Genomic DNA, 13,022 nt, shown 5'->3' on the forward strand with positions numbered 1-13,022 from the left:
CGCAGGCCTCGTCGCCTTCACGGTGGTGGAGGGAACGAGGCGCAGATGCGGAGCCCGATCACCGGGTCGAGGAAGGTGCCATCAACGACGGTCCGGTTGTCACTTCGGACCGAGGTTTGATCATAGATATAAGCACCACCTCGCAACAGCACTTTGTCGGGCTCGATCGAAGAAATGGCCCACTCCAGCACGTTTCCCGCCATGTCATCGACCCCGAACGGACTACGTGAGGCGGGGTGCGAGCCCACCTCATCCGGCCCCATCGTGGAGCTCTCCTTGCCGTAGGTCTCATCGAAGTTGGCGTCGGCGGGAGACAGCCTGTCCCCGTGCGGGAAGATGCGGCTGTCGGCGCCCCGCGCCGCGCGCTCCCACTCGTAGTCGGTGCAGAGGCGGGCTCCGCGGACGCGGCCTGTCCTGTGGAGCCACGCGGCATACTCGGTGGCCTGAGCGAAGGAGATGCCCGTGACGGGGAAACGAAGCCAGTCCTGCTGCGCGCGGACCGCCCGCGATGGATACACGAGCGGCTCCCCTGCCCGCGCGGTATACGCCTGGATCGTGGGCTGGATCGTGAGCTGCCACACGCCGCTTGGCGAGCGGCGCAGCCCCAGGGCGCCTGTCATGGCGCCGTTGCCCGCCTGGATGGACGAGCTGCCGCGGGACTCCTTCGGGAGCTCCTGGATGTAGTCGAGCCACTCCTGGAACGTCGTCTCGTGCCGCGCAATCAGGTACGCGCCTGTGCGGATCTCGTGGAGAGGAACGGTGGAGAGGAACGCCCACCGGTACATGTCGTCGAGGGCGGCGCCGAAGAGGAACCGGCCCGGCGGGATGTAGATGTACCCGGGAGGAACGTCCCCGGCGTGCGGGAGCGGGATGGAGAGCTTCAATGACTCTCCGCGTTGGACCAGGAACGGATAACGCACGATGGTGCGATTCCGCGCCTCGCAGGTGAGCAGGTAGGAGCCCTGCGCGAGCGCGATGCTCGCGAAGGGCGTCGTCCCGAGGAGGCGCTGGCCGGTCAGCTGCCGGCGCCCCTCCGCGTCGCTCTCGTACCGCTCCAGCGTGATGTCCGCGCCGGGGGGATCGGTCTCGATGGCGACCTCGGCGGGCGCGTTCCATCGCTGCCGGCGCTCGCCGTCGGGATCGTACGTTGTCATGCGCTGGAGCAGCTCGTCGCGCAGCGAGGCGTGGCCGCGCGCGTCCGCGGCGAGCGCGCGCTCGTAGAGCACGTCGCCGAGCCGCGCGCGCGCGTCGTTGCGGGCGCCGTCGAGCGTGAGCGCCGCCTCCAGCTTCTGGCTCACCTGCAGCTGCAGCCGCTCGGCCTCGGCGGCGCGCCCCTGCGCGCGCTCCCAGAGCGCCTCCCCCTCGTCGCGGCGCCGGCGATCGAACGCCGAGAGCGCCTCCGCGCGGATCGCCTCGGCCTCGGCGCGCTCGATCGCCGCGGCGGACGAGGTGAGCGCGGCCTCGTGGATCTTCCTGTCCGCCCGCGCGGCGAGCTGGCGCGCCGCCCTGAGCTCCAGCGTGCCGTAGAGCAGCGCGGCGACGAGCGGGACGCCCACGACGAGGGCCCACCGGACCGCGCGCTGCGTCAGGACGGCGCGCCGCGACGCCCTCAGGAACGCCGCCTCGCGCGGCGGCAGGTCGGCCGGATCGAGGCCCTTCGCCTCCTTGAGCTGGCGCGCGCTGAAGAGCGCGTCGCGGCGCCGGCCGAGCCGCTCCCACTCGGCGGCCGAGGCGTCGAGGCGCTGGCGCGTCGCGCGCTGCTCGCGCTGCTCCTCGAGCCAGTGGCGCAGCGTCCCCCAGCCGTGGATCAGGGCCTCGTGGGCGATCTCGTAGACCGTCCCCTGCTCGCCTTCGCGGGCGAACAGGAGGCGGCCCTGCACGAGCGCGTCGAGCGCCGCGCGCGCCGCGCCGTCGCCGCCCTTCTCCGCGAGCTCGCCCTCGGCGCGCCGCGCCCGCGTGCCCTGCGGGGTGATGAGCGCGCCGAGCAGCCGCCGCGCGGCCGCGTGGACCTCGGGCGGCATGCGGCCGAGCACGCGATCGGCGTGGCGGGCGAGCGCGCCCTCGACCCCGCCGATCTGCGCGAGATCGGCGCTGCTGAGCGGCGCGTCGGGCGCGGCGCGGGCGTCCCAGAGCTCGGCGAGCGCGAACTGGAGGAGCGGCAGCCCGCCCTCGGCGCGCGCGGTGGACTCGACGAGCGCGTCGACGACCGCGTCGGACTCGAACGCGACGCCCTTGGCCAGCGCCGGCCCGGTGATGGCCTCGCGGAGCTTGTCCGCCGACATCGGGCGGAGCAGGTAGAGCGCGCGCTCGATGTCGTCGCCCAGGCCGGAGATGCCGGCGACGCGCGCGAGGAAGTCGCCGCGCACCGTGGCGAGCAGGCGCAGGGAGGGCGAGCGCGCCGCGAAGGCGCTGAGCACCTCGCCGACGAGCGCCGCCTCGCCCGGGCTGCTCAGCGTCGCGAGCTCCTCCATCTGGTCGATGAACAGCACGAGCCCGCCGCGCTCGCCGAGCCGCGCGCGGAGGTCGCGGGCGAGCGAGCCCGGCGCGGCGCGCACGGCCTCCGCGATGCGCTCGGCGGGCGCGCCGAGGACCGGCTCGAGCGCGGCGGCCAGCGCGGCGAGCGGCTGCCGGCCGGGCACCATCATGGCCGCCTGGAAGGCGCGCCCGCCGCCGAGGGCGCCCTCGAGCACGAGCGAGAGCACGCCGGCGCGGCAGAGCGAGGACTTGCCCGAGCCCGAGTCGCCGGCCACGACGATCATGGGCTCGGAGCGGAGCCGGTCGAGGATCGTCCCCGTCTCGGAGCTGCGCCCGTAGAACACGGCGCGGTGCTCGAGATCGAAGACGAGGAGCCCGCGGTAGGGGTTGCCCTCCGGGGCGACGGAGGCGTGGCGGCTCCTGGCGAGCAGCTGTTCGAGCGCGTCGCGCAGCTCGTCGCCCGAGGCGAAGCGGTCGGCCGGGTCGATCTCGAGGCACCGCTCGATGACGGCCGCGAGCCGCGGATCGACGCCCGGCGCGAGGGCGGCGAGGGGCCTGGGCGCCTCGCTCTGGACGACGAGCGGGAGCTCGGTCATCGGCACGTCGTGGTGCGGCGGGACGCCGGCGCAGAGCTCGAAGAGCAGCGCGCCGAGCGAGTACACGTCGGAGCGGCGCGTCGCGAGCTCGTCGCGCCACAGCTCGGGCGGCAGGTAGTGGGGCGTGCCGCCGCCGACGCTCGTCGTCACGTCGAGCAGGCGCGCCGCCATCTCGGCCGCCTCGCGGAACTCGCCCGCGAGCGGCTCATCGCCGGGCGCGATCGCCGCGTCGGCGTCGCACGGAGCTCCTCGCAGGGCCTCGCCGCCAGCGAGCGCGCCCTCGCCGAGCGCGTCGGATCGGCTCCCGGGCATGTCGGATCGCCCTCCGGGACCGTCGGCTCGGGCCCCGGGCATGTCGGATCGCCCTCCGGGACAGTCCGCTCGCGCGCCAGGGACGTCGTACCGCGCGCCAGGGACGTCGTACCGCGCGCCAGGGACGTCGGCTCGCGCGCCAGGGACATCGTACCGCGCCCCAGGGACATCGTACCGCGCCCCAGGGACGTCGGATCGCCCCCCAGGGACGTCGGATCGCCCTCCAGGGATCTCGGATCGCGCCCCGCGCGCGTCGGGTCGCGCGGCCGGCTCGAGGAGCTTGGCGAGGCCGAAGTCGAGGAGCTTCGCCTCGCCCTCCGCGGTGAGCACCGCGTTGGCCGGCTTGATGTCGAGGTGCAGCACCCCCCGGCGGTGGGCGGCCGCGAGGCCCCGCGCAAGGCCCGCCCCGAGCTCGAGCACGCGGCGCGAGGGCATCGGGATGTCGACGCGGTCGAGGCTCTGGCCGCGGACGAACTCCGAGACGACGAACAGCCGCCCCCGGAGCTCGCCGACGCGGTAGACGGCGACGACGTTCGGGTGCTGGATGCGGGCGGCCGCGCGCGCCTCGGCGAGCAGCCGCGCGCGCACCTCGGCGTCCGCGGTCGCCGCGCGGATGAACTTCACCGCGACCATGCGGTCGAGCAGCGTGTCGTGCGCGAGGTAGACGTCGCCCATGCCGCCGCTGCCGAGCTTCTGGAGGAGCCGGTACTCCTCGAACCGGCTCGGCGGGTGGAAGCTCGACGGGCCGGGGCTCTCCGGGCCGAAGCTCGACGGGGCGAGGCTCTCCGGGCCGAAGCTCGACGGCGGCAGGGCGTCGCCCGCCCGCGGCTGCGTCTCCGCGCCGCCGGGGCGCAGGATCGCCTGCGAGAGGGTTGAAGCAATCTTCTCTTTCACGAGGGCCCGCCTCGCGCCAAGCGCCCGGGGACTATACCCGAGCCGAGCGTTCCCTGTGGGGTCCACCGCGTGACGCCGCGCAGCGCAGCGCGGCGAGCGGAGCCCCTCGCCAGCGCTCCGCTGGCGCGCTCCACGGGCGAGGGTCCTCCCCCCGCGCTCAGCCCTGGTCCAGGCCCGTCGACTGGCCCGCCACGTAGCGCCACACGCCCTCGCGGCGCGCATAGACCTGCGTGGAGCGGAACCGCGCGCTGAACGGCTCGCCGTGCCAGGTCCCTTCGTCGCGCACCACGCACGTCACCACGGCGAGCTCGCCGTAGCTGCGCACGCTGACCTCCTCCGCGGTCTGCGCGCTCCAGCGCAGCGCGCCCGCCTCGACCGCCGTCAGGAACTCGGCCTTGCCCCAGAGGGTCCCCTGGGAGTTGACGTACGAGAAGTCGTCTGCGAGGAGGAGCGCGAGCTCGGCGAGGTCGCGCGTCACCAGGGCGCGGGCGCGGCGTTCCATGACGTCGCGGATGGCTTGCTCGAAGGCGGGGTGTTCGTCGGTCATGGAGGTCCGGGGCGCGCAGCGCGGCTCGCATGGCGACGCGCAGGTCCCGAGAAAATCAGCAGAAGGGAAGAGAAACCGCAAGGGCGCGAGGAGCGCAAGGGGCGGGCAAGAGAAGTTCTCGTCTCTGGTCCCTTGCGCCCCTTGTGTCCTTGCGGTTGCTCTCCTTTCCGCATTCCTTGCCCTCGGAGCTTGCTTCCCGGCAGATCGGTCGAGCCTCGCAATCCATTGGAACCATGCAACTACCCGTTCGGGTTCTGCTCGATGTGTCCGCATCGCGAGCAGCTCAGCACCTCCCGAAACCGTCCGCTTCACTGGTGCCTCTGCCCACCGAACCATCCGTCGATTGGTCAACCGAAGCGGGCCCCGCTCGCCCCCGGGTCTACCTGCCGTCTTGAGTCACTACTCCCGCGAGAACATAGCTCGTGTCGGCCGCGAGCGCGACGACCGCCGCACCCGGCGGGAGCCCGGCGGCGCTCGGTTTCCAGCTCGCGCCTGCGTCGTGGCTGATCGAGACACCTTCCGGTGACGTTCCCACGAGGACGTTCGGGCCCGCGTCGCCGAGAACCCAGGTCGGTGAGCGATCCGTCAGACCGTCAGCGAGATGCCACGTCAGTCCCTCGTCGATGGACCGGTACACCCCTCCCGGGTTGTGCCCGGCGAGGAGGGACTCGCCATGCACGTGAAATCGAAGCGGCACCACGTCTCCCACTCTCCGCCAGCTCCCGCCACCGACGGCAAGCCGATAAAGACCCCTGCTGTACAGAGCGGCGTAGATCCACGTGTTCTTGACCGCCAGGTCAAAGACCTGCGATCCGTCGGGCAACTCGCGGCCGAACGGGATCCACGCCTCGGCGCCATCGGGGAGGACGAAGACGCCCTCGGAATCGGTCCCGGCGTACACGACGGCCCCCTGGACCGCAAGGGATCGTACATTCGGGTCGATGAGGCCCTTGGAGCTTGCACGCCAGGAATGGCCCGCGTCTTCCGTGACGAAGACTCCCGCCCCCTTCGTCCCGGCGAAGAGACGGCGTCCCACGAAGGCGAAGCACTGCACCGCGGAATCCGGGGGAATGTCGCGCCCCGCCCAGCTGTGCCCGCCGTCCGCAGAGACAAAAAGTCCGTCATCGGAGCCGGCGTATGCGGTCGTCTCCCGGACCGCGAGGGCGTGGATCCGTCCTCTGGTGGGAAGCCCTCTCCCGGCCAGGCTCCAGGACAGGCCGTGATCGTCAGACCTGTAGACGTGAAAGGAAGAGGTACCTTGTGGCCGGTTCGGGTCGGTTCCGAGCGGCATGGCATCGCTTCGTTCCGCTGGTTCCGCCATGCGACCAGCCCGCTGCTCCTCCGGCTGTGGCCGGTCGTGAACCCAGCCCATCCACAGGCCACAGGCGACGGCAACGATGACCACTGGGCTGAAAACGAACCAGCCGAGCCTCCGGTTCACAGACTTTGGAGCGGGGATGGTCATCTGCGATCTCCTGCCCAGAACCCCGCGGAGCGCGACGTTCGACACGGCCCGCGTCTCGTACCGCGCGTGGCGCCTCCGGAACACAAGCAAGCGGATCCGGCGGCTGTGACCCGTGCACGCGGCTCACCGGAGCGGCGCCGCCCGAGGTCCGATCGTCTCCCTCGTCGACTTCGCCTTCCTCGACCTCGTCGCCATCGTCCCGCGCGGGCTGAGACGGCGGTAGGATCGCCACGGTGAGGGGTGCGCTTTTGCCGGATAGCCGCGTCGGCGGCTACGTGATCCTGGGTTTGCTCGGGAGCGGCGGCTTCGGGCGTGTGTACCGCGCGCGGCCGGTGGCGGGTGGCGCCGAGGTCGCGGTGAAGGTCATCGGCGAACACGGCGCGGCCGAGCGCCTCATCAACGAGATCGGGGTGCTCGCGCGCCTGCGGCACGAGTCCATCGTGACGCTGGTCGATCACGGCGTGCTCGACGATGGGCGGCCCTACATGGTCACGGAGCTCGTGGTGGGCGAGCCGCTCGACGCGCTGCGGCGGAGAGGGCCGCCGCGCCTCGATGATGCCATCGCGATCGTCCGGCGCATCGCCGAGACGCTCGCGTACCTGCATGCGCAGGGCGTGGTGCACGGAGATCTCAAGCCGAGCAACATGATGGCGACACCGGCGGGACGGCTCGTGCTCCTCGACTTCGCGCTCGCGGCGCCGGTCGGGGCAAGCTCACCCACGGGCACCGGCACGATCGCCGGAACGCCGTTGTACATGGCCCCGGAGGCCATCGGCGGGGACGCGCGCGGACCGGCGGTCGACATCTTCGCGCTGGGCGTGGTGGCGTACGAGCTCCTGTGCGGGCGGCTGCCATTCGACGGCGCCACGATCGTCGACGTGCTCGTCAGGATCACGCGCGACGAGCCGGATCCACCGTCGACGTGGAACCCGGCCCTCCCGCGCGAGCTCGACGCGATCGTGCTCCGCGCGCTGCACAAGGATCCCGCGAAGCGGCCTGCAGCCGACGAGCTCGCCCAGGCGCTTCAACGCCTGGCACCCTCGGATGAGCGGGTCGGGGGTGCGCCTCTCTTGTCTTTCTGCGCGGCGCCCACCCCGTCCGAGGACGCGGAGTTCGAGATGGCGACGACCCTCGACATGGTACCGCCGGTCGTGGTCGGCGTCCTCTTGATCGCCGCGGGCCAGGGGCGCGGCACCTACTACGCGATCGCCAGCGACGTCACCATCGGACGGGCCGTACAATGCGGGCTGCAGCTCGACTCCCCATCGGTCTCCCCGCGCCATACTCGCCTGCACGTGGCCGGGCAGGTGGTGACCGTTGAAGATCTCGGCAGCACCCAGGGCACCTTCGTCAACGGCCAGCGCGTCCGCGAGCCGGTCCGGCTCGAGCGCGGCGACGCGCTGCGCGTCGGCGACGTCACGCTGTTCTTCGTACAGCGCCCAGCGGCCGACGCAGAGGAGGTGCGCCACCGCCTGGCGACGCTCGACGAGCGCTGGCAGCGGCTGATCGACGCGGCGGACACCGGCAGCACGCGCTTCGTCGAGGAGAGCCGGAGGCTCCTCGACGAGCTCCTGCGCGAAGCGATCGGCTTCCGCGTCGAGCGCGAGCTCCCCTTGCGCCGGGGCGTCATCGGCTTCCTCGTCGAGGCGCCAATGCTCTGGATCCGCCACACGCGGTTCCCGGTCCTCGTCCTGCAGCAGGACGACGACCCGGCGCTCGTCGATCGGCTCGCCGAGTTCCTCCAGGCAGGGCAGCTCCTCGGGTACTTCATCGTCCTCGTCGCCGTGCCGCCGCCCGGCGCGTCGTCCGGTGCCCGCACGCTGCGGGACCGCATCAACGGGTCCCCCTACCGCTACGACTTTGTAGTGCTCGATCGCGAGCAGCTCGCCTCGCTCGTGATCGCCAACGAGGCGCACCGCTTCGTCGAGATGATCCTCGAGCAGGGCACGGATCCCGGCAGCCTATCGCCCTACGTCGTCCGCGGGCCGGTGCCCGAGAACATGTTCTTCGGGCGCGAGCGCGAGGTGAAGACGCTCACGCAGAGCATCGGCACGCGCAGCTTCGCGGTCGTCGCTGGGCGCCGCATGGGCAAGAGCTCGATCCTCCTCCGCGTGCAGCGCGTGCTCGCGACCGATCCACGCTACGAGCCGCTCTACCTGAGCTGCGAGGATCGACCCACGCGGGGCGAGTTCCTGGCGATGCTCGGCGGCGAGGTCGACACCAAAGGCGGCGGAGCGGTGGATGTGGCGCTCGTGAGGCCGCACATCGCCGCGCTCCGCAAGCACGCCAGCGGGCGGACGGTCGTACTTCTCCTCGACGAGATCGACGCGCTGCTCGCGGACGACGTCGCGCACGGAGGGCGGCTCTTCCGCGCCCTTCGGGCCGTCGCGCACGAGGGACATTGCCGCTTCGTCTTCTCTGGCAGCCGCACGCTCTACCAGCAGCTCCACGATCCCGCCTCGCCGTTCTTCAATTTTTGCGAAGAGCTCTTGCTGCGGCCGCTCGACGACAACGCGGTCGAGGCGATCGTCCGTAAGCCGATGCAGCAGCTCGGCTTCGAGCTGCTGGACCCGGAGCGCGTCGTCGCCGCGATCATGGATGTCACCTCCTCCCATCCGAACCTCGTGCAGCTCGTCTGCCAGCAGCTCGTCGTCGGGACCCTCGATCGGCGGGTCGCCGCTGCAGATGTCGGGCGGATCGCGGCGCAACGCGAGCTCCAGCGCGACGTCATCGAGACGGCCTGGAGCGACACGACGCCATGCGAGCGAATCGTCAGTCTGCTCCTGCCCGGACCGACGTTCTCGCTCGCAGAGCTCATGGCCGAGGCGCGGCGCCGCGGGCTCCTCGACGAGGGGCGTGTGACCGAGGCGCTCGAGATGCTCGATCTCTACAGCCTCGTCGCCTACGACGGGGACCAATACCGCTTCGCGATGGCGGCCTACCCGGCGATGGTGCGGAGATCGCACGACGTCGACGCGCTCATCGCGGGCCTCGCGCGGAGGACCCTCGAATGATCTTCCACCTGCACGGCCCGCTCGATCCAGGCAGCCCGCTCTTCGTCGGCCGGGAGCAGGATCTCGCCCGGATCGAGGGCTGGCTGCGGCACGGCGACGCCGTCGGCGCGGTCCTCGGCGGACGGCAGCTCGGAAAGACGAGCGTGCTGCTACGGGCGCGCGAGCGCGCGCGGCCGTGGCAGCCGATCGCCTTCGTCGACTTCCAGGCGGTCGCCGGGGCCGATCCAGCGGCGTGCGCGCGCCACCTCGCCGATCAGATCGCCGATCAGCTCGGTGGCACGCTCGCCACCGCACCCCCGCTCCCGGGCGGCGCCGGCGGGCTGCAGGCGTTCCTCCGGGCGGCGGCCGGCGCGGCGAAGGCGCCGCGGATCGGCCTCTTCCTCGACGAGCTCGGCGTGCTGCCGGAAGAGACCCGGCGCTGGCTCGGCTCCGCGCTGCGCGCCTCGTTCAACCTCCGGCTGGTCAACCGGGAGCTCGGCCGCTGGACGTTCGTCCTCGCGGGCGGGATCGAGCTCTGCGACATGGCGGTGCACCGCAACTCGCCGCTCCGCAACGTGCTCGATGAGATCTACCTCGGCGGCCTCTCCGAGGCGGCGGTGGCGGCGCTGCTCGCCGCAGCCGAGGCGCCGAGCCTCCCCGCCTCGCGCGCCGCCGAGCTCTGCGCCTTCACGGCGGGGCAGCCGTACCTCACGCAGGCGCTGGCGGAGGAGGTGGCGCGCTCCGGCTCGCTCACGGAGGGGGCGGCGACGCTGCTGCGCGCTGAGGCCCACAACCTGCCGCACGTCCTCCACGCCATCGACCGCGAAGGCCTCGAGCCGGTCTTCCGGCAGATCGTCGCAGAGGAGCCGATCCCCTTCACGCGGCTCGACGACGACATCGCGCGGCTCGAGCTCATCGGTGTGGTCCGAGACGAGGCCGGGCTCTGCCGGCCGAGCAACGCGCTTTACGCCGCCGCGGCGCGGCGTCGCTACAGGATCTCCGCGCCGGCGCCGACGCACGGGCGGCCGGGGCCGATGGTACGTGTCGGCGCGGCGGTTGAGACATCGATGACCTTCCCGCGCAGCCTGGCCGAGGCCGTCCGCAACAGGAGGCTCGTCCCCTTCGTCGGGGCGGGCGTCGCGATGGCGGTGCGGCGGGCCTCCGACGGGAGCTGCCTCTTTCCCAGCTGGCCTGCGCTGCTGGCTGCGGCCGCGGTGCGCCTCGACGAGGAGGGTCGCAAGAAGGATGCGGCGCTCGTCAACGCGCTCCTCTCGCTCGATGCGCCGCGGCTGCTCGAGGCGGCAGAGGAGGCGAAGCGCGCGCTCGGGCCGACCTGGAACCGCTTCCTCGTCGAGCAGCTCAGCCCGGACGCGACGGACGTGGAGCCGGCGTCCCTCGAGCTGGCGCGGCTCGTGTGGGGGCTGGGCAGCCAGCTCGTCATCACCACGAACTACGACGCCGTCCTGCGCTGGGCATGCCCCGATCCCGGCAACCTGCGCGAGTGGATCATCGAGTCCCCGAGCGGCCTGGTCGAGCTCTCTCAGGGCGCGCTGCAGCGGCCCACCGTGTGGCACCTGCACGGCGCCATTCAGCACGTGGACGACATCATCCTCACCCCCGACGGGTACACGACCTTGTACCCGTCGAGCCCTGCGGTCGAGGTCCGCTACACGGCCGCGCTCGAGTCGCTGCGCACGCAGATGGCGGGGCGGACGCTGCTCTTCATCGGCGTCAGCCTCGAGGATCGGGTGTTCGGCGATCAGCTCCGCTGGGTCTCCCACGCCTTCCGGGGCGCGGCCGGCCCGCACTTTGCGCTCGTCCGACGTGAGGACCGGAAGGCGTTCGAGCAGCGCGCCGCAGCGCTCCCGGTCGAGGTCGTCGAGTTCGAGGCGTTCGGCGAGCCCCTGCACGCGCGGCTCCGCGCGCTCGCCGCGGCGGCGCCCGCGGGCGGGGCGGGTCCTCGCTAGCCCACGCCACGCGAAGCACCTGCGAGCGGGCCGGGCGTGGTTTACTGGCTTGCCGGCGGCGTCACCCGAAGAGGGTTCTCCGCCCTGTCCCCGATCTCCGCCACGTGATCCACGAGGTGCACGGGATCCTCACGCGGCGCGGCGGCTGCCGGATCATCCTCGAGAAGACCACCGAGCAGGTAGTGCTCAAAATTGAACATGAAGGCGGGAAGCCAGGAAGAAAAGGTCAATGTTCTTCCCGCCTTTATGTGAACTCTCTCCGGGTAAATTCGAGCACTGCCCAGCGCAGCGCGCTCCCGTCGACCGCCGTGAGGTACTCGGCCTTCCCCCAGAGGGCACCCTGGGAATTGACATACGAGAACTCGTCTGCGAGGAGAAGCGCAAGCTCGACGAGGTCGCGCTTCACCACCAGGGCGCAGGCGCGGTGTTCCATGACGTCTTGGATGGCTTGCTCGAAGGCGGGGTGTTCGTCGGTCATGGAGGTCCGCGGCTCCACGCAGTGTTACCCGTGCGCCCTGACGCCGTCGACGGTGAAGTCAGGCCGCGACGAGGTGTGGCGTGGCGGGCCGCGTCAACCGCATGACCATCGACCCGATCATGAATCAACGATTTTGCTCCGTAAGGCCCGTAGACCGCGGAGAACCCTCTTGCGGTTCCTGGCGAGGCACATCCACCGGGGCAGCGTGGCCAGGTAATCGCGATCGGCCCAATGCATCCGCAGGCGCTCGCGCAGGGGACAGGCGATGTAGAGCTCCAGGAACGCGAGGTGGTGGCTGTCGACCGCATAGAGGGTGTGGCCGCAGCATGCGACCCGAAGCCAGTACCGATATCTGCTCGGGTTCTGCTCGACGTGCCCGCATCGCGAGCAGCTCAGCACCTCCTGGGGCGGCTCGTGGCGGCGAGCCAGCTCGGCCCGTTCGCAGCAGCGCGGACAAGCGACGAGGAGGATCGACACCGAACCCGGAGCGATGGGTCTCGGGCTGTGATCGTATTCCTCCCGAAACCGTCGCTTCATGGGTGCCTCTGCCCACCGGACCATTCGTCGATTGGTCGACCGAAGCCGCCGGGGCACGTCTATCCAGATCGTCGCCTCTCGTGAACGCCCTCACGAAAAATTTCACGGAGCGGCTCTGCGTCGCAAGGCTGGCCCTCCTCGATGAGCTCCTCCTTCACCTCCGGGCTATCCGCGAGCAAGGTGCGCAGGATCCCCTGCCGGCGCGCCTCGATCTCCGGATCATCGGAGCGAGCGAGCCGCCGCTTCAATTCCTCCTGGGTCCACGGTGACATTGGCATGTACTGTAGCATGGAGAGCACCCATTCCACTTCCCGCCGCGGTGCGACCCACCGGGCGAAATCGTCCAGGGCCCGTCCCGAGCGCGCCACCAGGAACGGTACCAGCTCGTCCCGCAACGGCAGCTCGTTGGCCAGGCAGAAATAGAGAGATCATTCAGGCAGAACACGCGTAATTGCGTGAGCCTGGGTGCGCCGAGGACCCAGAGACTCACGACAACCGGCGGGCATGGTCGTGCTGCCCTCCGACGACGAGCCCCGCGTGCACCCTCGAGCCGATCCGAGCGTTCCCCGGGCGGTCCGCCGCGCGACGCCGCGCGACGCCGCGCGACGGGCTGGCCAACGGGCGCGTAGATCTGCTCTGTTACGGTGTTGCGGCTCTTGTCTACACCGGCCACGGCGACCTCGCGTGGCCAGGAGCGATCTCGAGGTGGCAGCGAACATGCGCAGATCCCCGCGGAACGACGCCGGCCTCCCCCGTGG

Annotated in this window: 8 protein-coding genes; 2 read left to right on the forward strand and 6 right to left on the reverse strand. The window is 71.5% G+C overall.

All coding sequences use genetic code 11. The features are described 5' to 3' along the window. Positions 1-17: 17 nt before the first annotated feature. The 3 genes from WMF22_RS40320 to WMF22_RS40330 form a co-directional block, all read right to left on the reverse strand. Entirely contained in the window at positions 18-4,277 is a 4,260-nt protein-coding gene (locus WMF22_RS40320; protein WP_437295252.1) for an nSTAND1 domain-containing NTPase, read from the reverse strand. Positions 4,278-4,434: 157 nt separating this feature from the next. Further along, positions 4,435-4,824: a nuclear transport factor 2 family protein gene (locus WMF22_RS40325; protein ID WP_438033167.1), complete on the reverse strand. Its 390-nt coding sequence runs from the start codon at positions 4,822-4,824 to the stop codon at positions 4,435-4,437. A gap of 379 nt (positions 4,825-5,203) precedes the next feature. Continuing rightward, positions 5,204-6,334, reverse strand: coding sequence for a WD40/YVTN/BNR-like repeat-containing protein (locus tag WMF22_RS40330; protein WP_438033168.1), 1,131 nt, complete (start codon positions 6,332-6,334; stop codon positions 5,204-5,206). A 188-nt stretch (positions 6,335-6,522) separates the two neighbouring features. Here WMF22_RS40330 and WMF22_RS40335 point away from each other — a divergent pair, with 188 nt between their 5' ends. Both WMF22_RS40335 and WMF22_RS40340 read left to right on the forward strand, forming a co-directional pair. Continuing rightward, positions 6,523-9,303, forward strand: a complete 2,781-nt coding sequence (locus WMF22_RS40335; RefSeq protein WP_438033169.1) for a protein kinase domain-containing protein — start codon at positions 6,523-6,525, stop codon at positions 9,301-9,303. Beyond that, a complete protein-coding gene (locus WMF22_RS40340) occupies positions 9,300-11,249 on the forward strand; it encodes an SIR2 family protein (RefSeq protein WP_438033170.1) in 1,950 nt (649 codons plus the stop codon). Before WMF22_RS40335 ends, WMF22_RS40340 begins: the two co-directional genes overlap by 4 nt. 41 nt (positions 11,250-11,290) lie before the next feature. Here the strand turns inward: WMF22_RS40340 and WMF22_RS40345 are convergent, their stop codons facing one another. The 3 genes from WMF22_RS40345 to WMF22_RS40355 form a co-directional block, all read right to left on the reverse strand. Continuing rightward, positions 11,291-11,449: a hypothetical protein gene (locus WMF22_RS40345; protein ID WP_437295257.1), complete on the reverse strand. Its 159-nt coding sequence runs from the start codon at positions 11,447-11,449 to the stop codon at positions 11,291-11,293. Between the two features lie 44 nt (positions 11,450-11,493). Continuing rightward, on the reverse strand, positions 11,494-11,727 hold the full coding sequence (locus WMF22_RS40350) for a DUF4440 domain-containing protein (protein WP_438033171.1): 234 nt from the start codon (positions 11,725-11,727) through the stop codon (positions 11,494-11,496). 596 nt (positions 11,728-12,323) lie between these two features. Next, complete coding sequence (locus WMF22_RS40355) at positions 12,324-12,659, reverse strand: hypothetical protein (protein WP_438033172.1); 336 nt, start codon at positions 12,657-12,659, stop codon at positions 12,324-12,326. Between the last annotated feature and the right edge of the window lie 363 nt (positions 12,660-13,022).

This window comes from Sorangium sp. So ce204 (assembly GCF_051526795.1).
Taxonomy (GTDB): domain Bacteria; phylum Myxococcota_A; class Polyangia; order Polyangiales; family Polyangiaceae; genus Sorangium; species Sorangium cellulosum_B.